This is a genomic window from Nocardia sp. CA-151230, from assembly GCF_050942175.1.
GTDB lineage: Bacteria > Actinomycetota > Actinomycetes > Mycobacteriales > Mycobacteriaceae > Nocardia.
Window position 1 is genome coordinate 824,197 of sequence record NZ_CP192061.1, and the last position, 22,891, is coordinate 847,087.

14 protein-coding genes and 1 tRNA gene are annotated in these 22,891 nt (G+C 69.7%); 8 read left to right on the forward strand and 7 right to left on the reverse strand.

The window, feature by feature from the left end; all coding sequences use genetic code 11:
• Nucleotides 1-39: 39 nt before the first annotated feature.
• Nucleotides 40-1,281 carry a lipase family protein gene (locus ACQP1O_RS03725; RefSeq protein WP_433564504.1) on the forward strand — a complete coding sequence of 414 codons (1,242 nt, stop codon included), beginning with the start codon at nt 40-42 and terminating at the stop codon, nt 1,279-1,281.
• Nucleotides 1,282-1,440: 159 nt separating this feature from the next.
• Here ACQP1O_RS03725 and ACQP1O_RS03730 read toward each other — a convergent pair.
• Nucleotides 1,441-1,513: transfer RNA gene (locus ACQP1O_RS03730), tRNA-Arg, on the reverse strand.
• A gap of 137 nt (nt 1,514-1,650) precedes the next feature.
• Complete coding sequence (locus tag ACQP1O_RS03735) at nt 1,651-3,120, reverse strand: flavin-containing monooxygenase (RefSeq protein WP_433564505.1); 1,470 nt, start codon at nt 3,118-3,120, stop codon at nt 1,651-1,653.
• 542 nt (nt 3,121-3,662) lie between these two features.
• On the opposite strand from ACQP1O_RS03735, the gene ACQP1O_RS03740 reads away from it, so the two are divergent.
• The gene (locus tag ACQP1O_RS03740; RefSeq protein WP_433564506.1) at nt 3,663-5,300 is read left to right on the forward strand and encodes a long-chain fatty acid--CoA ligase; all 1,638 of its coding nucleotides are present in this window, start codon (nt 3,663-3,665) and stop codon (nt 5,298-5,300) included.
• A 76-nt stretch (nt 5,301-5,376) separates the two neighbouring features.
• On the opposite strand, the gene ACQP1O_RS03745 is transcribed toward ACQP1O_RS03740, so the two are convergent.
• Entirely contained in the window at nt 5,377-5,757 is a 381-nt protein-coding gene (locus tag ACQP1O_RS03745) for a YybH family protein (RefSeq protein WP_433564507.1), read from the reverse strand.
• A 112-nt stretch (nt 5,758-5,869) separates the two neighbouring features.
• The gene (locus ACQP1O_RS03750) at nt 5,870-6,205 is read right to left on the reverse strand and encodes a cupin domain-containing protein (protein ID WP_433564508.1); all 336 of its coding nucleotides are present in this window, start codon (nt 6,203-6,205) and stop codon (nt 5,870-5,872) included.
• 71 nt (nt 6,206-6,276) lie between these two features.
• On the opposite strand from ACQP1O_RS03750, the gene ACQP1O_RS03755 reads away from it, so the two are divergent.
• The gene (locus tag ACQP1O_RS03755) at nt 6,277-7,212 is read left to right on the forward strand and encodes a helix-turn-helix domain-containing protein (RefSeq protein ID WP_433564509.1); all 936 of its coding nucleotides are present in this window, start codon (nt 6,277-6,279) and stop codon (nt 7,210-7,212) included.
• A gap of 21 nt (nt 7,213-7,233) precedes the next feature.
• On the opposite strand, the gene ACQP1O_RS03760 is transcribed toward ACQP1O_RS03755, so the two are convergent.
• A complete protein-coding gene (locus tag ACQP1O_RS03760) occupies nt 7,234-8,043 on the reverse strand; it encodes a class I SAM-dependent methyltransferase (RefSeq protein WP_433564510.1) in 810 nt (269 codons plus the stop codon).
• 218 nt (nt 8,044-8,261) lie between these two features.
• On the opposite strand from ACQP1O_RS03760, the gene ACQP1O_RS03765 reads away from it, so the two are divergent.
• Together ACQP1O_RS03765 and ACQP1O_RS03770 are read left to right on the forward strand one after the other, a co-directional pair.
• Nucleotides 8,262-9,881 (forward strand): acyl-CoA synthetase, encoded by a 1,620-nt coding sequence (locus ACQP1O_RS03765; RefSeq protein ID WP_433564511.1) that lies wholly within the window; start codon nt 8,262-8,264, stop codon nt 9,879-9,881.
• 98 nt (nt 9,882-9,979) lie between these two features.
• Nucleotides 9,980-11,374, forward strand: a complete 1,395-nt coding sequence (locus tag ACQP1O_RS03770) for a protein kinase domain-containing protein (protein WP_433564512.1) — start codon at nt 9,980-9,982, stop codon at nt 11,372-11,374.
• 64 nt (nt 11,375-11,438) lie between these two features.
• Here ACQP1O_RS03770 and ACQP1O_RS03775 read toward each other — a convergent pair whose 3' ends face one another.
• Together ACQP1O_RS03775 and ACQP1O_RS03780 are read right to left on the reverse strand one after the other, a co-directional pair.
• On the reverse strand, nt 11,439-11,831 hold the full coding sequence (locus ACQP1O_RS03775) for an SCO5389 family protein (protein ID WP_354830660.1): 393 nt from the start codon (nt 11,829-11,831) through the stop codon (nt 11,439-11,441).
• A gap of 57 nt (nt 11,832-11,888) precedes the next feature.
• The gene (locus ACQP1O_RS03780; protein ID WP_433564513.1) at nt 11,889-12,932 is read right to left on the reverse strand and encodes a nitronate monooxygenase; all 1,044 of its coding nucleotides are present in this window, start codon (nt 12,930-12,932) and stop codon (nt 11,889-11,891) included.
• 198 nt (nt 12,933-13,130) lie between these two features.
• Between ACQP1O_RS03780 and ACQP1O_RS03785 the strand changes: the two genes are divergently transcribed.
• The 3 genes from ACQP1O_RS03785 (at nt 13,131) to ACQP1O_RS03795 (ending at nt 22,656) form a co-directional block, all read left to right on the forward strand.
• Nucleotides 13,131-13,970, forward strand: coding sequence for a M23 family metallopeptidase (locus ACQP1O_RS03785; RefSeq protein ID WP_433564514.1), 840 nt, complete (start codon nt 13,131-13,133; stop codon nt 13,968-13,970).
• Nucleotides 13,971-14,029: 59 nt separating this feature from the next.
• The gene (locus ACQP1O_RS03790; RefSeq protein ID WP_433564515.1) at nt 14,030-15,010 is read left to right on the forward strand and encodes a LuxR C-terminal-related transcriptional regulator; all 981 of its coding nucleotides are present in this window, start codon (nt 14,030-14,032) and stop codon (nt 15,008-15,010) included.
• Nucleotides 15,011-15,225: 215 nt separating this feature from the next.
• The gene (locus ACQP1O_RS03795) at nt 15,226-22,656 is read left to right on the forward strand and encodes an amino acid adenylation domain-containing protein (protein ID WP_433564516.1); all 7,431 of its coding nucleotides are present in this window, start codon (nt 15,226-15,228) and stop codon (nt 22,654-22,656) included.
• Nucleotides 22,657-22,891 lie beyond the last annotated feature (235 nt).

Consider the following 22,891-nt stretch of genomic DNA (forward strand, 5'->3'; position numbering starts at 1 on the left):
CAGAATTCTGACGAGCTTGTCGAACGACGTGAACTATTCATGGAGGTCAGACTGGTGCTTGGTCGGTTTCGTGTTTCCCTACGCAGCGGCTCGGTGAAAGTTGCGGGTGCGCTGGGCGGTGTGGTTCTCGGGTTGTCGATGACGACAACGGTTGCGGCGGAGCCGATATACCCGGTACCCGATCCGGATCCGTTCTACGCTGCCCCGGCGGATCTGGCGGCACACCGGCCCGGTGACGTGCTCCGCGTGCAGGCACTGCCGCCGGTGGCCGCATTTCCCGGCGCCACAGCCACTCTGGTGCAATTCCGATCCACCAACTCCCACGGTGCGCCGATCGCGGCGACCACCACGGTCCTTACCCCGCTGGGTCACCAGCCCGATGCCCCGTTGATGTCGTATCAGCACTTCATCAATGCGCTCGGCACCGGCTGCGCAGTGTCGCATCTGTTGTACTCCAACGATGTGAATCTGGTAGCGACGGCGTCGATTCTGAATGTGGCACTGGCGCAGGGCTGGAGCGTAGCGCTGCCGGATCATCTCGGTCCGTACTTCGCATTCGGGGCGGCGCGTCTGGGTGGCCGGATCGTCTTGGACGGCGTCCGAGCGGTGGAACGGCTGCCAGAACTCGCCGCCCAGAACAGTCCGGTTGTGTTGGCCGGCTACTCCGGCGGCGGCATGGCCACCGGGGCGGCGGCTGCGCTCCAACCGTCGTACGCGCCGGAGCTGAAACTCGCGGGCGCGGCCATCGGCGGTGCTCCGATGAACCTGATGAGCATGGTGCAGGCGTTGGGCTATGACCCGCACCCGGCCTTCGGGCTGGCCATGGCGGCGGCCATCGGCCTCGAGCGCGAATATCCACGCGAGCTGCCGATCAGCTCGTACCTCAACCAGCGTGGCTTGGCGGTCCGCGATGCCATGGCCAATGACTGCACCAATCAGATCCTCGCAGACGGTGTCGGCGGCAGCGCGCGGGAATACATTACCGATACCTCGGGCTTCGACGTCCGTGAAGGCGAGACGGTGCTGGCGGAGAACAGCTTGGAACTCTTCGACGAAGTGCCGCAGATACCGGTGTTCGAATGGCATTCACCTGACGACCCGCTGATTCCGGTCCAAGCGATCGACAACACGGACCACCACTGGTGCGCAGCCGGCGTTCCGGTGCAGATGCTGCGCGTTTCCGCACCCGAGCATCTGACGGCAGCGGTGCAGGGTGCCCCCGAGGTACTGACGTGGCTCAACGGCCGGGTTCGCGGCGAGCCCGCACCCAGCAGCTGTTGACAGGAGCCGGGTTGGCGTGACTTCTCGGTAGGCGTTCTCACCCGGTCCGGGCGGCCTGGCAGGTCGCCCGGACCGTGCTGCTCTGTCCGATCGGGCGGCTCCGGCTTCCCACCCCGGCAGGGTGGTCGGCCGAGCTCGACGCTCTGACCTGGATAAGTGTGCCCTCGGCAGGATTCGAACCTGCGACACCCGCTTTAGGAGAGCGGTGCTCTATCCCCTGAGCTACGAGGGCTGGACGTTCCGCGCGGGAGGCCCGGCCGGGACGTCGGGGAGTCTACCTGGTCGAGGGGCCGGGGGCCGCATTCGTGGTCGGGTAGCGGGGTGGGCTGATCGGCGGGGCGTCGGGCGTGGCGAGCCGGCCCGGAGTCGCTAGCGGCCTGCGGGTCGGCTCTCGTCGTAGTCCGACGGTGCGAATCTGCTTGTCTTCCAGCGGAAGAGGAGGGTGGCACCGGGCCAGTTGTTGGTGATTCGGCCGGAGGCGTTGCGGTACCAGCTGGAGCAGAAGTTCCAGGGGGTGTCCTTCAGGCGGCGCTGCAGCCAGTCGTCCCAGGACTTTTCGGCGTCGGGGCGGGGTGAGAGGCAGTGGCCGGGGCGGGCGGAGAGGTAGTCGATGACCTGGCGGATGTAGCGGGCCTGGGACTCCAGCATGTAGATGATGGAGCCGGAGCCGACGTTGGTGTTCGGGCCGTACATCATGAACAGGTTGGGGAAGCCGGGGACCGACATGCCGAGGAAGGCGCGGGCGCCCTCGGGGGACCACTCGTCGGCGAGCTTGCGGCCTTGCAGGCCATAGATATTCATAGGGGCGAGGAACTCGGTGCCCTTGAAACCGGTGCCGTAGACGATGACGTCGACGGGATGCTCGATGCCGTCGACGGTGCGAATGCCGTTGGGCGTCACCGCCTCGATGGCGGTGGTCTCCACGGTGACATTGTCCTGGGTCAGGGCGGGGAAGTACTCATTGGAGAACAGGCCGCGCTTGCAGCCGGCGGCGTAGTCCGGAGTCAGCTTGGCGCGCAGCGCCTCATCCGGCACCTGCCTGTTGCGATGCCGGTCCGCGACGGCGATCACCGGATGCTTGATGGCGGGAATGTCCGTGAGCGCCAACGCCATCACCTCGAAGAAGGTCCAGATGGCGAATCGCTCGGCCAGCCGCGTCCCGGGCACGTACTCGAACAGCGCGTGGTGCAGCGGGGTGTACTCGGTGTCGAACTTCGGCAATACCCAGGCGGCCGAGCGCTGGAACAGCGTGAGGTGTTCGACCTTCGGCTGGATCGCCGGAATGTATTGGATGGCACTGGCTCCCGTGCCGATGCACGCCACTCGCTTGCCCGTGAGATCGACCGAGTGATCCCACTCGGCGGAGTGGAAGGCCGCGCCGGTGAAGGTGTCGATGCCGGGGAGGTTGGGCAGCGCGGGGCGGGAGAGCTGCCCGACGGCGGGGATGAGGACGTCGGCGAGGTGGGTGACGCCGTCGGCGGTGCGGACCCGCCACAGGCCGCCCTGCTCGTCGAATTCGGCGTCCACCACCTCGGCGCCGAACTCGATCTTGGCGGGCAGGTCGTGCTTCTCCGCGACGGTGCGCATGTACGCGTGAATGTCGGCCTGCTGCGAGAACCGGCGCGGCCAATCGGATTTCGGCTCGAACGACCACGAGTACAGCGGCGAGGGCACATCGCAGGCGGCGCCCGGGTAGGTGTTCTCGCGCCAGACGCCGCCGAGGTCGGCGGCCTTCTCCAGGATGGTGAAGTTGGTCAGGCCGTGCCGTTGCAATTCCAGCGCCATGCCCAGCCCGGCGAATCCGGCACCGATGATCAGAATGGATGGCTCTCGCTGCATACCAGCAACGGTAGGGCGTATTCCCGCTGGTCCTGCAGACATCGCCGGACAGTGAATCCGCATTTTCGGTCACCCCGGGCGGGTGAGTCCGGATTCATCCCTGGCAATCATGGGAAGGCCTCCCTCACGGCCGGCTGTCCGGGTCAGTGAGTGCCGTCTGACCTGCGACGCTGTCCTCGACTGGACAGCCCGGTGTCACACTCAATATATTCACGGAAGTTCTTGCTCCAATTTACTTGTCCTGGTTAGTGATTGGCTATTCTGCGCCGCCGCAGGGGGCGTCGTCAGCAGGTCGTGACGCTGATCGGGATTGCGGAGCCGGCTGGTCGTCGTGTTGGGCGGCGGCGGGTCGGCTACGGGCTGCGGGCGGCGACGGTGGGGTACGCCGCCCGCAGCTCGAATAATTCGCCAGCTCACCGCCCCGGACTGAGGTCACCATGCCGTCAGTTCGGGCCCCGACCCGTGTATGTCCGAATCGGCTAGGCTCGCCGCAAGTGACTCAGTTCACTCTCCAGTAGGTACATGCAAGGAGCGGTTGGGAAATGTTGAGCACCATGCAGGACGAGCAGCTGTCACTCGCGACACTGCTGCGCTATGCCTCCACCTTCCAGGGCGACAGTCACGTCTCCACCTGGACCGGCGACGGCTTACGCACCCAGACCTATCGCGAGGTCGGCCAGGACGCGGCCCGGCTCGCCAATGCCCTGCGTGACCTGGGTATCGGCGTCGGTGACCGGGTCGGCACGTTCATGTGGAACAACAATGAGCACATGGTCGCCTACATCGCGGTCCCCGCGATGGGCGCGGTGCTGCACGCGCTGAACATCCGGCTCTTCCCCGAGCAGCTGGTGTACGTGGCCAACCACGCCGAGGATCAGGTCGTCATCGTCGACGGCTCGCTGCTGCCGATGTTCGCGCAGTACCTGCCGAACCTGAAGACGGTGCGCCACGTCATCGTCGCCAATGGCGATGCCGCCGCGCTGCAGGCCCCCGAGGGCGTCACCGTGCACTCCTACCGCGAGCTGCTCGACGCCCAGCCCGACACCTACGACTACCCGGTCGTCGACGAGCGTTCCGCCGCCGGCATGTGCTACACCTCGGGCACCACAGGCGACCCCAAGGGTGTCGTCTACTCGCACCGGTCGAACTGGCTGCACGCCATGCAGGTGATCTCGCCCAACGGCATGGGTTTCACCGCAGCCGATAACGTGCTGGCCATCGTGCCGCTGTTCCACGCCAATGCCTGGGGCATTCCGTACGCCGCGCTCATGTCGGGCGCGAATGTGCTGATGCCCGACCGTTTCCTGCAGCCCGCACCGCTGCTGGAGATGATGGCGGCGGCGAAGCCGACCTTCGCCGCCGCGGTCCCGACCATCTGGGGCGGCGTGCTGGCCGGGCTGCAGGCGCAGCCGCAGGACATCTCGCACCTGCGCACCTGTGTGGTCGGTGGCGCGGCGGTCCCGCCGTCGATGATGCGGGCCTTCGAGGAGCGGCACGGCGTGAAGCTGCTGCACGCCTGGGGCATGACCGAGACCTCGCCGCTGGGTTCGGTGGCGAACCCGCCCGCCGGCGCCGAGGGCGAGGAGGCCTGGAGCTACCGCTACACCCAGGGCCGCTTCCCGGCCGGTGTGCAGGCGCGCCTGGTCGGCGATGACGGTTCGGTGCTGCCGAACGACGGAGAAGCCCTGGGCGAGTTGGAAGTTCGCGGCCCGTGGATCACCGGCGCCTACTACTCGCCGTCCGGCGGCGAGGTCGATCCCGACAAGTTCCACGACGGCTGGCTGCGCACCGGTGACGTCGGCAAGATCAGCCCCAATGGCTACCTCACCCTGGTCGACCGGTCCAAGGATGTCATCAAGTCCGGCGGCGAATGGATTTCGTCGGTGGACCTGGAGAACGCCGTCATGGGTCATCCGGCCGTGGCCGAGGCCGCCGTCATCGGCATCCCGGACGCGAAGTGGGACGAGCGCCCCCTGGTCGCCATCGTCCTGGTCGAGGGCACCGAGGCCAAACCCGAAGAGCTGCGGGACTTCCTGGCCCCCAAGTTCGCCAAGTGGCAGCTGCCCGAGCACTGGTGCTTCATCGCCGAGGTCCCCAAGACCAGCGTCGGCAAGTTCGACAAGAAGCGCCTGCGCGCCCAGCACGCCGACGGCTCGCTGACCGTCGTCACGCTGTCCTGACCCACCCGGGTGCGCCCTCGGCACGAGGGCGCACCCGCCGGTCTGCATTGGCGGAAATGCGCTGTGTCGCAGCGCGTCACGCCGTCCCGAGCGGATTCAGGACGGCGAATCGCCATTCCCCGTTCTCGAGCTGCCGGGCGATATTCGCGGTGGTGCCGGTGGGGGAGACCCGCGTGCCGTCGGGCGCGTCGATCTCCAGGGTCCAGTCGGTGACCAGCAGGGCTGCGTCACCGCCGATCAGCAGATGCTGGCTGTTGTTGGTGAGCTGTCCGCGGGCGGCGACCGTGCCGCTGATCTCCTGACGCAGGGCGTCCGAGCCGGAAATGACGGCTCCGGTGGTGGTGCGCATGGTCGCGCCCGGGGCGAAGAGCGACAGCACACCCGCCACGTCGCCTGCGTTCAGGCGTTCTTCGAAAACCCTTGGCAGTTGGGCGGGATCGGTGATCTGGGTGGCCATGACCTGGTCCTTTCGTGGTCGGATCGACGCTGTCCATGCTGGTCTGCGGCGGTGACCCGGGCGAGGTCGAAAGGGGACGTGTCCTGGTCAGAAGTGGACAATCGCGGTTCGGCTAGCCCTCCGGGTAGAAGACGAACAGGGTGCAGCCGGTGACCGTCGAGGGGACGTGCCAGGAACCGGCGGGGGCGTGCAGGAAGGTTCCGGCGGGGTAGTCACGCGCGCCGTCGTTGAAGACGCCCGAAACCACGTACACCTCTTCGGGACCGGGTTCATGGATGTCGCGACCGTGCCAGGAGGCGTTCGGGTCCAGCTCGACGACATTGGCGCTCGCGCCGTTCGGTCCGGTCCAGAGGTTGCGTACCCGGATGCCCGGGAAGATCTCGCGCGCAGGGGATTCCGTGACGGAGGCCGAGATGTAGCCGCGCTGGGTGAGGATTTCGGAAGTCATGCCGATCACAGTGCCGTGCGTGGCATGGGCGGCACAGTGTCAGCAAAGACGTTATGGGGTACTTTTCTGCCATGCATCGCGTGACGGCTCTGGTGCGACCGGTCCAGTCGACCTTCGAGCTCGGCTGTGCCGCAGAGGTATTCGGCACCGAACGGGAAGGTGTGCCGAACTACTACGAATTCGGGGTGTGCACCGAGACGCCGGGGCTGGTGCCCACGACGGCCGGGTACTCGCTGGATGTGGCGCACGGGCTTGCGGCCCTGGCCTCCGCCGACACTGTGATAATTCCGGGCTGGACGCCGGTGGAGGCTCCGCTCTCCGAAGGTGTGCGTCGCGCGCTGCTGCGGGCGCACGGCCGCGGTGCTCGAATCGTCACGATCTGCCAGGGCGTATTCGCCCTGGCGCGCACCGGATTACTCGACGGCAGGGCCGCCACCACGCACTGGGCGCGCGCCGAGAAGCTGCAGGCGGAGTTTCCCGGAATTCACGTGCAGCCGGACGTCCTCTACGTCGACCACGGCGACGTCGCCACCAGCGCCGGTGCGGGCGCGGGCATCGATCTGTGCCTGCACCTGGTCCGCCGCGACCACGGCGCCGCCCACGCCGCACTGCTCGCCCGGCACATGGTGATGCCGCCGCACCGCGAGGGCGGCCAGACCCAATACGCGCCGACGCCCCCGCCCGTCGACGTGCTGGACGGCCTGCTCGACTGGGTGGCGGACCGGCTCGGATCCCCACTCTCGGTGCGCGACATGGCCGCTCACCTCAATGTCTCGCCCCGCACGCTGGCCCGCCGCTTCGACGATCAACTCGGCACGAGTCCGGGTGCGTGGTTGCTCGCACGCCGGGTGGCGGCGGCCCGCACGCTGCTCGAGGACACGGACCTGCCGGTGGACGCCATCGCGACCCGCGTCGGTCTCGCCTCGGCGGTGAACCTGCGCCGTCGTTTCCATGCGCAGGTGGGGACGACTCCGGGTGCGTACCGCAGGGCCTTCCGGATCCCGTGAGCGCCCGGTGTCGCCGCGGGGCTAGGCGTCCTTGACCGCGGACAGACCGTAGAGGACCGGGATGATGGGGTCGGTGGGAGGGAGTCGCCACCAGCCGGTTTCGGTCCGGATCATCTGGGGCCAGCGGGGCCACGGGAGGATGTCGGTCTCGGTGAGGTCCGTGATGCGCAGGCCCGCCGCGAGCAGGGCGTTGACGACTTCGCCGAGGCCGTGACGCCATTCGTAGGCGGTGGTGTCGGTGCTGAGGTCGGGGCCGTCGGTGTAGGTGTGGGCGCTGTCGCGGCGCTGGGCGCCGCGGCCGGCGAGGTAATCGTCGTGCAGCACAAGCTGTCCCGGGTCGACACCGGGTGGCGGGGTGGGTCCGAGGGCATGCAGGAGCGGATGGAATTCCACCAGATAGAGCAGTCCGCCCGGGCGCAGCAGGCCGGCGATTTCGCGCGCCCAGCGGGGCAGGTCGGGGAGATAGCAGAGCGCGCCCTTGCCGGTGTAGGCGATGTCGAAGGTGCGCTCGCCCAGGGCTTCCCGCGCGTGGTAGACGTCCGCGCAGACGTAGTCGACCGCGCCCCCGGCCAGTTCGCGGGCGTGGCGCACCGATTCGGCCGAGAAGTCCAGGCCCACCGCGCGGGCCCCGCGCCGCGCGAATTCGATTGTCTCCGTGCCCAGATGGCATTGCAGGTGCACCACGTCGAGGTCGCGCACGTCGCCGAGGGCGTCCCATTCGAACGGCGCGAACCAGTAGCTGGAATCCCGGTCGCGATAGAAGCTGCTGGCGGCGTGAATGCCCGCCCGGGCATCCCAGTTCCGCCGGTTCGCCGACAACGGATCTGTCACGGTCGCCACTATAGGCACCGCGCGGACCCCGGGGCCGGAGCCTGCATCGGAGAGGTTCCGGTCGCGGCTCCGGATCCGTACCGTTAGTTTGAGGGCAGATGCCCGCAATCTGCAGGGGTGGACGAGGAGGTCCGGGTGGAATCGACACGCGCGCACACCGCATGGCCGGTCACGGCGGGGAAGGTACCGTCGATCACACAGGCCGGGGGTGGCCGCGCATGACGCTCGGGCTGATCAGATCGGTGGGGGAGCGGGCCTATCTGGAGGCGGAATCGGCGCGGTTGGTGCTGGAGGCCGGGCTGGCCCGGCTGGAATCACCGGCGGTGCTGCTGTCGGCGGCCACGGCCATGCTGCGCTACGGCACGCTGGCGGCCGCGTTGCGGCTGTCGGCGGCGCGGTACGGCGGGCGGGTCGCGGTCATCGACGAGCTGGGCGAGCTGACCTTCGCCGAACTGGAGGACCGGTCGAATCGGCTGTCCAACGCCTGGCGCGAGCGCGGCCTGAAACCCCATGAGGGCGTGGCGATCCTGGCTCGCAATCACCGCGGCCTGCTGGACGCGATCTTCGCCGCCGCCAAGTGCGGGGCCCGGATCATCCTGCTCAATACCGATTTCGCGGGCCCGCAGATTCGCGATGTCGCCACCCGCGAGGGCACCGACCTGCTCGTCTACGACGACGAGTACGCGCACATGCTCGACGAGGTGAGCCCCCGGCGCGGCAGCTACCGGGCCTGGACCGAGCAGCCACGCGAGGACAGCCTCGAATTCCTGATCGAGACCGGCTCGTCCGACGCGCCGCCCGCGCCCGGCGCGGAACCCAAGATCATCCTGCTGACCAGCGGTACCACCGGCACCCCCAAGGGTGCGCCGCGCGCCGAGCCGAAATCCCTGCTGTCGCTGGGCGGTCTGCTGTCCAAGGTCCCGTTCCGGGTGAACGAGGTGACCGAGTGCTGCGCCCCCATGTTCCACACGCTCGGATTCGCCTGCGCCATGCTGACTCTGGGCTTCGGCTCCACCCTGGTGATCCGCCGCCGCTTCGACCCGCAGGCCGCCATCGACTCCATGGCGCGGCACGGGGCCACCACGGCGATCGTCGTCCCGGTCATGCTGGCTCGCATGATCGACCTCGGCGGCCGCGCGCTCACCGGGCGCGATCTGTCCGCGCTGCGCATCATCTTCGTCGCGGGCTCCCAGCTGGGCGCGCAGCTGTGCCGGGAGGTGACGGCGGCCTTCGGGCCGGTCGTCTACAACCTGTACGGCTCGACCGAGGTCGCCTACGCCACCATCGCCACGCCCGAGGACCTGGCCGCGGAGCCCGGGTGCGTGGGCCGGCCGGTGCTGGGGGCGCGGGTGGAGATCCTCGACGACAGGGGCCGCCGGGTGCCGGCCGGGGCCACCGGCCGCATCTTCGTCGGGAACACCATCCAGTTCGAGGGCTATACCGGCGGCGGCCACAAGGAGGTCGTCCGCGGCCTCATGTCCTCCGGCGATGTCGGCCACTTCGACGGTGCGGGCAGGCTTTTCATCGACGGCCGCGACGACGACATGATCGTCTCCGGTGGTGAGAACGTCTTCCCGGTGGAGGTCGAGGAACTGCTCTACACCCACCCGTCGGTGCGGGAGGCGGCCGTCCTCGGCGTCCCCGACGAGCAATTCGGCGCGCGCCTCGAGGCTTTCGTGGTCGTCCACGACGGCCACCAGCTCAGCGAGCTCGAGATCAAGGACTTCGTGAAGGCCAATCTGGCCCGCTACAAGGTTCCCCGCGAGGTGGTCTTCCTGGCCGAACTACCCCGCAACCCCACCGGCAAGGTGCTCAAGCGCAAGCTCCGGGAGGCCTGAGCCGACAGCGATTCGGGGGATTCGGCACCGTGTGTTTCCCCGCCCGGGGTCGTATGCTGGGCACCTCGCAGTACGCGGCTGAGCATGGGGGAGGACAGGTGCCGGGGGCAGGCAATCTCGGCCATTATCGACTCGTCGAGCTGATCGGGCGGGGCGGCATGGGCCAGGTGTGGCTGGCCGAGGACACGCACCTGGAACGGGAAGTCGCGCTGAAGCTGCTACCCGTCGAGCTCGCCACCGACGAGGACTACCGGCGGCGGTTCGAACGCGAGGCCCGGCTGGCCGCCCGACTGCGCGGACCGCATGTGGTGCCCATCCACGCCTTCGGCGAACTCGACGGCCGCCTGTACATCGACATGGAGCTGATCGAAGGCTCCGATCTGGGCAAGACCCTGCGCGAGGTGGGCTCGCTCCCGCCCGACCGCGCGGTCGACCTCATCACCCAGATCGCCGAAGCCCTCGACATCGCGCACCGGGCGGGCCTGGTGCACCGGGATGTGAAGCCCTCCAACGTCCTGACCCTCCCCAACGGCTTCGCCTACCTCATCGACTTCGGCATCGCCCGCGGCGTCGGCCAGGCCACCATCACCAGTACCGGTGTGGCAGTGGGCACCTGGGCCTACATGGCCCCCGAGCGCTACTCCGGCACCGAGGACCTCCGCTCCGACGTGTACTCACTGGCCTGCCTGCTCTTCGAAGTCCTCACCGGGGCCAAACCTTTCGCCCACACGGATCCGGTCCAGCAGATGGCCGCCCACCTGACGGCCGACCCGCCCCGGGCCAGCGACCGCAACTCGCTCATTCCCGCGGCGCTGGACGCGGTCGTCGCACGCGGCCTCGCCAAGGACCCGGCGCACCGCTTCCCCAGCGCGGGCGCCCTGGCCGGCGCCGCCCGCGCGGCCCTCGAAGCTCGCCCGGCCCCGGTCCGGCCGGCGCCCGCGCGCCCGGCCCCGCCGACGGTCAAATGGGATGGGGGACGGGCGCCTACCGGTTACACGCCGGGCTTCACACCGCACGCCGCGAATCCGGTGGCGACCCCGTCGCCGACCCGGTTCGCTACGCCCCCACCGCCGACGGGATACACCCCGCCGCCGGCGATTTCCCCTGGTTACCAGTCGTCGGTATCGTCGGTCGGCCCGTCACAGCTGGGCGGCTCGGGGTATCCCGGGTACCCGGTGGCGAATCTGCCTGGGACTCAGGGCGGTCCGTTCCAGTCGGGCGTTGCCGCCTACTACGCGCCCCCGCCCCCGCTCCCGAAGATCGGTTTCCTGCGCGTGCTCTGGTGGATAGTCCTGGCGATCGTGCTGCTGTTCTTCGGCCTGATGACCATTTTCGCGATTCACGACATCTTCACGCGCGGCTTCGAATCCGCGGCCGTGGCGATCGGTGTCAACGTTTTCGTCGACGGTCTCTTCGTTGTGTTCGCGTGGCTGGCCTGGCGGGAGATCAGGCTGGTGCGGCGATCTTCGCACCAACCCGTCCCACGGCATTGATCCGGCGCGACCCGGTCGCGGTCGCGCCGGATCGGTTGTGCGCTCAGCGGTTACCGCATCGCACTCAGCAGTTCCGGAGTTCCGGGCTCTGGTTGAGCAGCTGGGCGCGGGTGGAGATGAAGGTGGTGTAGGTGTCGCCGCCGACCGAGGTGAGCGGGAAGGCCGCCACCCGGTGACAGTTCTGGAAGGCGAGCTTGATGCCGAAGTGGCGTTCGAGGCCGCCGCGGATGGCGTCGGAGGCCATGGCGCGCAACAGCTGGCCGCGGGCGGTCTCATCCGGCGGGGGAATGGTGTTGTCGGCGTATTCCGCCGTGCCGGAACGCAGATCGGCGGCTACCCGGCTGACGACCTCGTAGGCGTAGGGCAGCGAATTACGGACGCATTCGACGAACTCTGCGTCGCTGACTTCACCGCGTTCGGCGCGCTCGAGTAGTGCGGTGGGTACGTCGAGTGACATATCGCTCTCCTCATGGGATGGCGGAAGGTGTCAGCCGATTGTAGATGGAATCGGTTGTCAATAAGTCTGGATTCGCAGCGAAAATGCCCGCTCCAGAGCATTTTTCGCATCCGCCGACAGGGTGCGGACCAACTCGCCCGCCGGTAGCTCCGGCGCCAGCGAATGCGCTTGACCGGCCCAGAGATTCACCGCGTCGGCATTGCCCGCCGTCCGCGCGGCCGCCCGCAAAGGCCCGGTGGCGTAATGGATCTCGGGGTACGCGACGGGGGCGTCCGGATGCTCCACCATGAACCGATTGCGCAGGCCGCGCGCCCGCCGCCCGGTGAAGGCGCGGGTCAGCATGGTCGGCGTCGATGCGGTGATGGCGTCCCGGACCAGGGGCGCGGTTCCGGCCTCGGGGCAGCGCAGGAACGCGGTGCCGAGCTGCGCCGCCGCCGCGCCCGCGCACAGCACCCCCGCGACCGCCGCCCCGGTCGCGATGCCGCCCGCCGCCACGATCGGTGTGTCCACCGCGGCGCGCAGCAGTTGCAGCAGCGTCAGCAGTCCCAGCGGGTCGGTGAGGTCGTCGGCCGGATCGTCGACGAAGACGCCGCGGTGCCCGCCCGCCTCCGCGCCCTGTGCGATCAGCACGTCCGCGCCCGCGGCAACCGCCTGCCGGGCCTCGGCCACGGTGGTGACCGTCACCCACACCTCGGACCCGGCCGCGTGCAGGCGCGCGATCTCCCCGGCGGTCGGGCAGCCGAAGGTGCTGGACACCACCGGTACCGGATCGGCGATCAGCAGGTCCAGCTTGGCGGCCCAGTCGTCGCTGTCGTAGCGGGCCTCGCCGACCGGGAACTCGGCCGCCAGCGTCCTTACATATGCATCGAACCGATCGGTCGGACTCGGTTCGGACGGATAGAACAGATTGACCCCGAACGCCCCGGAGGTCAGTGCCCGGGTGGCCTTGATCCGGGCGGCCAGCTCGCTCGCCGGCAGGTATCCGGCGGCAACGAAGCCCAGCCCACCGGCCTCGGTCACGGCGGCGGCCAGTTCGGGGGTGGACGGTCCGCCCGCCATGGGGGCAAGAACGATCGGCGTATCCAACTCGTCGAGAACCATCTCGCAAGTGTGCGCCTTCCGTTACGGTTTGTGACCAAGGGTTCGAGCACTCGACCTGGTGTTATCGCACAAAAGGTTGCGAATTGGTCACAGGCGAGTACAGTTTCCGTCACAGCGATGCCGAATCGTTACCGGACCCACCGAACGCTAGGACTTGCAGTGCCGCACCATCGAACGACCGCGAACTCTGTCACAGTCATGGATCTGATTGGTGATTCCGGTGCGGGCAGCACTGTCACCATGCCGCGCCGACGCCACCGGGCCGAACCCTCCACCGCCGAGCGCGTGAAGACCGCCGCGGGTGTGGCCGTCGCCGCCGGCGCCCTGATCGGCACCGGGACGCAGCTGGTCCCGGCCCTGGCGCACGCCGCGCCGCTGCTACCCACGCACGACGAGAAGCCCACCACCATCGGCGAGGACGTCGCCCCGGTCGAGCAGGCCGACCTCGATCTGAAGCAGGCGAAGGACTCCGCCCCCGCGGCGCAGATCCCGCAGGCCCAGCTGATCGCGGCCACCACGCCCGATCCTGCCCCGTTCGGCCTGCAGAACCTGCCGCCGGAGATCTCCGCGCCGCTGCAGCAGGCCGAGCAGACCCTCAAGAACCTCCAGCAGCAGCTGAACCCGGGCCCGAACGTGGTCAAGCCGGTCGACGGCCAGCTCACCTCCGGCTTCGGCATGCGCTGGGGCGCAATGCATTACGGCATCGACTTCGCCGATCCGATCGGCACGCCGATCCGCTCGGTCATGGGCGGTGAGGTCATCTCCGCCGGCCCTGCCGCGGGCTTCGGCCTCTGGGTGCGCGTCAAGCAGGACGACGGCACCACCGCGGTCTACGGCCACGTCAACGACATGTACGTGACGGTAGGCCAGCGGGTGAACGCCGGCGATGTCATCGCCTCCGTGGGAAACCGCGGAAACTCCACAGGTCCCCATCTGCACCTCGAGATCTGGGACGCCGCCGACAACAAGATGGATCCGCTGCCATGGCTAGCCAGCAAGGGCGTTCTCATGCAGCAGCAGTGGGGACCGGACCAGTAGACCGTTCACCGCTGCCCTCGACCGGACGCTTTCCGGACCGGCGCCCGCCGGTGGGTGCGGTGACGACACTGGACGATCTCTTCGACCCGGCCTCCGTGCCCGGCCGCTCCTACGCGGTGCTCGTGCAGCACCCGCGCTCGACCGTGCTCGAGGTGGCCGAGCGGCTGACCATCCCGCCGCGCGTGGCCGAGGCCGCGCTGGAGGCGCTGTGCCAGCTCGAGGCCGCGGTGCGCCTCACCGACGGCAAGGGCGTGGTGCGGTTCGACGCGCACGCGCCGGAAGCCTTGTCGGAGGCCGAGACTCGCCGGCGCAATCAGGACATGTTGCGCATGCAGTCGGCCGCCGCGCGCCTGGGCGAGACCTTCCGCTCGGTGCGCCGCACCACCGATGCCGACGGCGCGGTGGTCGCGGTCTACGAACGCCGCCAGCTGCTGGCCGATTTCGAGGACCTGCAGCACACCGCGCACGCCTGCGTGAAGGTGGTGGAGCGCGGCCCGTTCCTCTCCGATGTGGAGACCGAGGAGCGGATGTTCGAGCTGAAGTCCTCGCGCATCGCCGCGGGCATCGCCTACCGCACCCTGTACCAGGAGACCATCTACCAGGACCCGGAGCGGCTGCGCCACGTCCTGGCCACCAATGCGATTGGGGCGCAAGCGCGTACGCTGCCCGATCCGCCCATGAAGCTGATCGTCGCCGACGATCGGCGCGCGGTGCTGGTGCTGCACACCGATGAGCGCCGCGGCGACCCCATGGGCGTGCGCGTCGGCCCGTCGCCCACGCTGGACCTGTTGGTCAAGACATTCGACTCGCTGTGGCTGATGGCCACGCCGATCTCGGTGAACCCTTCCGAAGCCCTCGACGAGCGCGACAAGGCCATTCTGACGCTGATGAGCATGGGCGCCACCGACGACACCATCGCCCGCCGGCTCGGCCTCTCGCGCCGAACGGTGGTGCGCCGCACCGCGAGTCTGCTCGAGCGCCTCGGCGCCAGCACGCGGTTCCAGGCCGGCGTGCAGGCGACACGCCGCGGCTGGCTCTGAACCGCTGTGGTGCAAGTCACTTCATAGCAACAATCATTGCTGCTCAGCGATAGTCACTGTGCTCGGGCCGCTCGAGGCCGCTCGCGAGCATCGATATGATTGTTTGATCCGCTCACCCGTTGGCGTCCAAGGGAACAAGACGCCTTTTTTTCGTGGGTCGGGCCGAGTGTCTTCGGCCTGCGGAAAAGATGAACCCGAGAGGTGAATGCACGCGAATGGATACTGCCCGCCGTACAGCTCGCGGTAATCGTCGGCGTCGGTCCGGCAGCCCACTCTTCGGGCAGTTGCTCACCGCCGCGGTCGAGTCCGCCGCCGACGACATCGCCATCCGGTTCAATCCCACCGGAAACCCGGCCGACCAGCGCGAGATCAGCTACCGCGAACTCGATGCCGGGTCCTCGCAGCTCGCCCGGGAATTGATCGGCCGCGGCGTCGGCCCCGGCGACATGGTCGCGATCGGCATCACCCGCTCCATCGAATCGGTGCTGTCGGTCTGGGCCATCGCCAAGACCGGCGCGGCCTACGTGCCGGTCGATCCGGCCTATCCGCCCGATCGCATCGAACACCTGCTCACCGACTCCGGCGCGGTGCTGGGCCTGACGACGCGGGAGTACCGCGCCGCGCTGGGCACCGCCGCCGAATGGATCGAACTGGACGATCCGGCGCACGCGCAGCGCATCGCCGCGCACCCGGATCACCCCATCTCCTATGCCGACCGGCCGGGCACGCTCACCGAGCAGCATCCGGCCTATGTCATCTACACCTCCGGGTCGACCGGAAAGCCCAAGGGCGTGGTGGTCACCCACACCGGCCTGGCCGGGCTGGTGGCCGCCGAGCGGGAGCACTACGCGGTCACCGCGGATTCGCGTGTGCTGCACGTCTGCTCGCCGAGCTTCGACGTCTCGGTGCTGGAACTGCTGCTGACCTTCACCGCCGGTGCGACCCTCGTCATCGCACCGGCCGGGGTCTTCGGCGGCGTGGAACTGGCCGAGCTGCTGGGCCGTGAGGCCGTCACCCATGTGCTGATCACCCCGGGCGCACTGGAATCGGTGGATCCGGCCGGGCTGACCGAGCTGACCACCGTGGTGGTGGCCGGTGACAAGTTCGGCCCGGAACTGGTGTCGCGCTGGGCGACCGCCGACCGCTCCTTCTACAACGGCTACGGCCCGACCGAGGCGACCATTCTCGCCACCTCGAGCGCCCCGCTGCTGCCCGGCGAGCCGATCACCATCGGCTCGGCCATCCCGGGTGTCGGTGCGTACGTACTGGATTCGCGCTTGCGGCCGGTGCCGGACGGCGTCGTAGGCGAGCTGTACCTGTCGGGTCCGGCACTGGCGCAGGGCTACAAGGGGCGGCCGGGGCTGACCGCGGAACGCTTCGTGGCGAGTCCCTTCGGCGAGGCGGCGGGTACACCGGGCGCGCGCCTGTACCGCACCGGCGACCTGGTGCGCCGCACCCCCGCCGAATCGGACAACCCGGGCATCATCGAGTACCTGGGCCGCTCCGACTTCCAGGTCAAGATCCGCGGCCTGCGCATCGAACTCGGCGAGATCGACAATGCGCTGAGCGCGCACCCCGACGTGGATTTCGCTGCGACACTGGGCAAGACGCTGCCCTCCGGCGCGACCGCGCTGGTGTCGTACGTGCTGCCGCGGCCGGGCGCGACCCTGGACACCGCGGCGCTGGCGGCGCACGTCGGCGAATCGCTGCCCGCCTACATGGTGCCCGCCGCCCTGCTGGTGCTGGACGAGATTCCGCTGACCCCGGTCGGCAAGCTGGATCGGAATGCCCTGCCGGAACCGGTTTTCGCGGCCCGCGAGTTCCGGGCCCCCGCCACCCGCGCCGAGGAGATCGTCGCGGAAGTGTTCGCCGCCTTGCTGATTCCGGACAACCCGGACGCGCGGGTGGGTGCGGACGACGACTTCTTCGAACTCGGCGGCAACTCGCTGCTGGCCGCACAGGCCGCCGCGCGCATCGGCACCGCACTCGGCGTGCGGGTCCCGGTCCACGTGCTGTTCGAGGGCTCGACCGTGGCCGAGCTGGCCCGGCGGCTCCACGGCGAATCGGCCCCGGCCGCCGCGGGACCGGCACTCGGCTCGCTGCCCCGCCCGAACCGGGTGCCGCTGTCGTTCGCGCAGCAGCGCATGTGGTTCCTCAACCGCTTCGACCCGAACAGCGCGGTCGACAACATGCCGCTCGCGGTGCGGCTGTCCGGCGCCCTCGACGTGGACGCCATGCGCGCCGCGGCCGCGGATCTGGTTGCGCGCCACGAGGTCCTGCGCACCCTCTACCCGGAGGTCGACGGCGAGGGCTACCAGCTGGTGCTGCCCGCCGGCGATCCGCGGGCGCTGCCCGAACTGCCGGTCGTCGACATCGACGCCGCCGAGATCCCGGCCCGGGTGGCCGAGGTGGTCGGCGCCGGCTTCGATGTCACCGCCGCCCCGCCGCTGCGGCTGCGCCTGCTGCGGCTCGCGCCCGACGAGCACGTGCTGGTGGCCGCCATCTATCACATTGCCGCCGACGGTGTTTCGATCGGCGTGCTGGCTCGCGACCTGGTCTCCGCCTACGCCGAGCGCATGCGCGGCGCCGCCCCGCAGTGGGCCCCGCTGCCGGTGCAGTACGCCGATTACGCGGTGTGGCAACGGGAATCGCTGGGCAGTGAGGACGATCCTGACTCGGCGCTGTCCCGCCAGATCGCCTACTGGCGCGAGGCCCTCGCGGACCTGCCCGATGAACTGGTGCTGCCCTGGGATCGGCCGCGGCCCGCCGTCGCCTCCTACCGCGGCGGCACCCACGCCTTCCGCATCGACGACGAGATCTACGCGGCCGCCCGGCATTTCGCCGAGACGCACAACACCACCCTGTTCATGGTGGTGCACTCGGCGCTGGCCGTGCTGCTGGCCCGGCTCTCCGGCACCCGCGACATCGCCATCGGCACGCCGGTGGCCGGACGCGGTGAGGCCGAACTCGACGACCTCATCGGCATGTTCGTCAACACCCTGGTGCTGCGCACCGACATCGACCCGGCCGTCTCCTTCGCGGACCTGGTGGCGCGGGTGCGCGAGACCGACGTGCGCGCCTTCGGCCACGCCGACGTGCCGTTCGAGCGTCTGGTGGAACTGCTGGACCCGGCCCGCTCGCAGGCCCGCAATCCGCTGTTCCAGGTCATGCTGACCTTCCAGAACATGGCGCCGACCCGTTTGGAACTCCCCGGGCTCACGGTGGCCGGCGCGGACCTCGAGATCCCGTTCGCCAAGTTCGACCTGCAGCTCACCATGCAGGAGTCGCACGACGAGCACGGCGACGCCACCGGCCTGGCCGCCGAATTCTCCTACGCCCTGGACCTGTTCGACGCGGCCACCGTCGCCGAACTGGTCGCTCGCTTCCAGCGGGTGCTCGCCGCGGTGACCGCCGCCCCGGCCGCCCCGGTCGGCGATCTCGCGCTGTTCTCCGCGGGGGAGCGGCACCGGGTGCTGGGCGACTGGAACGCCACCGCCTTCGACGTGGCGGCGACGCTGCCGGAAGGCGCTGCGGCGACCCTGGTTTCGCGGTTCGAGGCGCAGGTGGCGGCCACCCCGGACGCCATCGCGCTGAGCTTCGCGGACGAGACCCTCACCTATCGCGAGCTGTCCGAACGGGCCAATCGCCTGGCGCGGCTGCTCATCGCCGAGGGCGCGGGGCCGGAATCGCTGGTGGCGCTGGCCCTTCGGCGTTCGACGGAACTGGTCGTGGCCATGTACGCGGTGCTGCACGCCGGCGCCGCGTACGTGCCGCTGGACCCGGACCAGCCGCTCGACCGCATCGGCCACATTCTCGACACCGCGCGCCCGCGCCTGCTGCTCACCGCCGAGCGGGACGAATTCGACGCCGGCGCACGCGAGGTCGTGACGGTCACGGTGGAGCGGGCGGAGGCCGCGGCGCGGTCGCACAGCGGTGCGCCGATCACCGATGCCGAGCGTGTCCGGCCGCTGCGGCCGGAGCACACCGCCTACGTCATCTTCACCTCCGGCTCGACCGGCCGCCCCAAGGGCGTCGCCGTCGAGCACCGGGCCATCGTCAATCGCCTGGTGTGGATGCAGCACGAGTACGCGCTGACCGCGGAAGACGCGGTGCTGCAGAAGACCCCGGCCACCTTCGACGTGTCGGTGTGGGAGTTCTTCTGGCCCTTGCAGACCGGCGCGCGCCTGGTGGTCGCCAAGCCGGACGGGCATCGCGATCCGGTGTACCTGGCGCAGATCATCGCGGAACAGCGCATCACCACGGTGCATTTCGTGCCGTCCATGCTCGCGGTATTCCTCGCGGCACTGGGTGAGACCGGCCCGATGGTTCGCGGCGCGTCTCGTTCTGGACTGAGCGGAGCGGGGGAGCGAAGCGGAGGAGCGGAGGGAGGGAAGAACGAGACCTTCAGCGCCGCGAACCCGCCCGGAGCGGAGCGGAGGGCAATCGAACTCAGTCGGGTGTTCGCCTCGGGTGAGGCGCTGCCCGCGCCCACCGCGCGGCAGCTGCGGGAGCTGACCGGTGCGCGGCTGCACAACCTCTACGGTCCGACCGAGGCCGCGGTCGACGTCACCTATCACGAGGTGACCGAGGCCGACACGGTGTCGGTGCCGATCGGCCGCCCCGTCTTCAACACCCGTGTCTACGTGCTGGATTCGCGCCTGAATCCGGTGCCCGTCGGCGTCGCGGGCGAGCTGTATCTCGCCGGTGTGCAGCTGGCGCGCGGCTACGTCGAACGGCCCGACCTGACCGCCGATCGCTTCGTGGCCGATCCCTTCGGCACGGGCGAACGCCTGTACCGCACCGGCGATCTCGTGAAGTGGGATGCCGCCGGTGAGCTGGAGTACCTGGGCCGCACCGACTTCCAGGTGAAGCTGCGCGGTCTGCGCATCGAACTCGGTGAGATCGAGGCGGCGCTGCTGGCGCGGCCGGGCGTCGCGCAGTCGGTCGTGGTGGTGCGCGCGGACGCGCACACCGGTGACCAGCTGGTCGGCTACGTGGTGAGCGCCGAGGCCACCGCCGATGAGCTGAAAGCCGGTCTGGCCCGCGCGCTTCCGGCCTACATGGTGCCCAGTGCCATCGTGGTGCTCGACGCGTTCCCGCTCAATGCCTCCGGCAAGCTGGACCGCAAGGCGCTGCCGGCCCCGGTGTTCGAGGCCAAGAGCTTCCGCGCGCCCTCGACCCCGATCGAGGAGAGCGTGGCCGATGTCTTCGCCGAACTGCTCGGCGCGGACCGGGTGGGCGCGGACGACGACTTCTTCGAGCTGGGCGGCAACTCGCTGATCGCCACTCGCGCGGTGGCCCGCATCAACGCCGCCCTCGACGCCAATGTGGCCGTGCGCGAACTCTTCGAGACCGCAACGGTTTCCGGTCTGGCGGCGCGTATCGTGCCGGGGGCCGCGACGGGCGTGCGTCCGCCGCTGGTGGCGGGAGAGCGTCCGGCGCGGGTCCCGCTTTCCCTTGCACAGCAGCGCATGTGGGTGCTCAATCAGCTGGATCCGGAATCCCCGGCCTACAACATTCCGATGGTCATCCGCCTCACCGGCGCACTCGATGTGCCCGCCCTGCGGCACGCCGTCGAGGATGTGCTGACCCGCCACGAGGTGCTGCGTACGCGCTACCCCGAATCGGCTCCGGGCGCACCGGCCTACCAGGAGATCCTCTCGGTCGCCGATGTGCTGCCGCACGGCCTCGAGGTGGAGCGGTCCGGCGATATCGGCGGCCGGGTCGCCGAGCTGGTCGGCACCGGATTCGATGTGGCCCAGCGGGTTCCGGTGCGGGTGCGCCTGATCACCGGCGACGATCCGGACGACTACCTGCTGGTCCTGGTGGCCCACCACATCGCCGCCGACGGCGCTTCCATGGCCCCGCTCGCCCGCGACCTGATGACCGCCTACCTCACGCACGCCGCCGGCGAGGCCCCGGCGTGGGCGCCGCTGCCGGTGCAGTACGCCGACTACGCGGTGTGGCAGCGGGCGGCCATCGGCGTCGAGGACGACGCGGACTCGCCCGCCGCCGCGCAGGTCGCGTTCTGGCGTGAGCAGTTGGCCGGACTGGCGGATCGCCCGATCCTGCCGCTGGACCGGCCGCGCCCGGCGGCGGCCGCCATGCGCGGCGCGCTGCTCGACTTCACCCTGCCCGCCGAGGTGCACGCGGGGCTGAATCGCCTGGCGCGCAACCACAATGCGTCGCTGTTCATGGTGGTGCACGCGGCGGTGGCGGCCTGGCTGTCGCGGCTGTCGGGCAGCGCCGACATCGTCCTGGGCACGGCGGTCGCCGGGCGCGGCGAGCGTGCGCTCGACGATCTGGTCGGCATGTTCGTCAATACCCTCACCCTGCGCACCCGGGTCGATGCGGCCGCACCGTTCGACGAGCTGGTCGAGCGGGCCCGCGAGACCGACCTGTCGGCCTTCGCCCACGCGGATGTGCCGTTCGAACGGGTCGCCGAACTCGCCGCGCCGGGCCGGATCGCAGCGAATCCGCTACTGCAGGTGGTGCTCTCGCTGCAGAACACCGAGACCCCGGTGCTCGAGCTGCCGGGCCTGACGGTGGCGGCGGTCGACACCGAGCTGGCGACGGCCAAGTTCGATCTGCAGATCAGCGTGGAACCGCGCCCCGGCGCGGCGGGCGCTGCGGGTGAGCTGGCAGTGATCCTCAACTACGACACCGAGCTGTTCGAGGCCTCCTCCATGGAGTCCTTCGGCCGGGCCCTCGAGCGGGTGCTCACCTCGGTTGCCGCGGATCCACAGCTGCCCGTCGGTGACATCGTGCTGCTCGATGCCGCGGAATCCGCTGCGGTGCAGGCACTGTCGCAGCCCGCGTCGGAAACCGCCGGCGTCGGTGTGCGCGGCGCCGCCCTGGCCCAGGTGCTCACCACCGCCGCCGAGGACGACCCGGACGGCCCGGCGCTGGTGTGGGGCGACGAGGCGCTCACCTATCAGGAACTCGACGCCCGCTCCTCCCGGCTGGCCCGGGTGCTCATCGCCCGCGGCAGCGGCCCGGGCACCGGCGTGGTGCTGCGCCTGGACCGCGGCGTCGACCAGGTGGTCGCGGTGTGGGCGGTGCTGAAGGCGGGCACCATGGTGGTGCCCTTCGCCGCCGCGGAAGTCCCGGGCCGGGATGTGAAGGTCGGCATCACCGTCGGCACCGCGCCCGACAGCGTGCGCGGCATCGAATGGCTGTCGCTCGACGACTCCGAGACGGCCGCCGAGATCGCCGCCGAATCGGCGCGACCGGTCACCTACGCCAACCGGATTCGCGCACTGAGCGGCACCGATATCGCCCACGCGGCGGCGGACCGGACCCTCACCTACGACGGCCTGGCCGCCGCGGTGGACCGGGCCCGAGCCCTCGCCCTGACCTTCGAGTCGCGCACCTTCCACCACGGTGCGGCCGATTCCGCGCTGACCCTGATCGAGGTGGTCGCGGCGGGCGCGGTCGGAGCCTCTGTGGTCCTGGTGGATTCGGCCGGACCGGATCTCTCGGAGGCGCTGGGCGACGAGTGGGTCACCCACGTCTTCGCCGACCACGATCGCCTCGGAGAGCTGAATCCCGCTCCGCTCGAGGATCTTCGGGCCGTGGTGCTCGACGCGCCGACGACGGCCGCCGAGCGCTGGACGGACGCCGCCGTGCTCGTCCTACCCGAGTAGCCGTGCGCTAGCGGGTCGTGCTCGCGCCGCCGGATCCACCTCCCGGCGGCGCGAGTAGTAGCGAACGGCAATCGCTATGGCGCAGGTCACATGCTGCAACGCCGGGACCGGGCCGCCGATAGTCCCTCCAGTTCGAGCGGCCGTAGCTGCTGTGCGCGGCTATGCTGTGCCGGTTCGCCCGGGCGAGTCGGTTTCGTCGGCCCGGGCTGTCGAAGAAATTCGACATGTGTGGATT

Bases quoted from the DNA above. Each gene is read 5' to 3' on its own strand.
- ACQP1O_RS03725 (WP_433564504.1), top strand. From the start codon at position 40: ATGGAGGTCAGACTGGTGCTTGGTCGGTTTCGTGTTTCCCTACGCAGC.
- ACQP1O_RS03735 (WP_433564505.1), bottom strand. From the start codon at position 3,120: ATGCAGCGAGAGCCATCCATTCTGATCATCGGTGCCGGATTCGCCGGG.
- ACQP1O_RS03740 (WP_433564506.1), top strand. From the start codon at position 3,663: ATGTTGAGCACCATGCAGGACGAGCAGCTGTCACTCGCGACACTGCTG.
- ACQP1O_RS03745 (WP_433564507.1), bottom strand. From the start codon at position 5,757: ATGGCCACCCAGATCACCGATCCCGCCCAACTGCCAAGGGTTTTCGAA.
- ACQP1O_RS03750 (WP_433564508.1), bottom strand. From the start codon at position 6,205: ATGACTTCCGAAATCCTCACCCAGCGCGGCTACATCTCGGCCTCCGTC.
- ACQP1O_RS03755 (WP_433564509.1), top strand. From the start codon at position 6,277: ATGCATCGCGTGACGGCTCTGGTGCGACCGGTCCAGTCGACCTTCGAG.
- ACQP1O_RS03765 (WP_433564511.1), top strand. From the start codon at position 8,262: ATGACGCTCGGGCTGATCAGATCGGTGGGGGAGCGGGCCTATCTGGAG.
- ACQP1O_RS03775 (WP_354830660.1), bottom strand. From the start codon at position 11,831: ATGTCACTCGACGTACCCACCGCACTACTCGAGCGCGCCGAACGCGGT.
- ACQP1O_RS03780 (WP_433564513.1), bottom strand. From the start codon at position 12,932: ATGGTTCTCGACGAGTTGGATACGCCGATCGTTCTTGCCCCCATGGCG.
- ACQP1O_RS03785 (WP_433564514.1), top strand. From the start codon at position 13,131: ATGGATCTGATTGGTGATTCCGGTGCGGGCAGCACTGTCACCATGCCG.
- ACQP1O_RS03795 (WP_433564516.1), top strand. From the start codon at position 15,226: ATGGATACTGCCCGCCGTACAGCTCGCGGTAATCGTCGGCGTCGGTCC.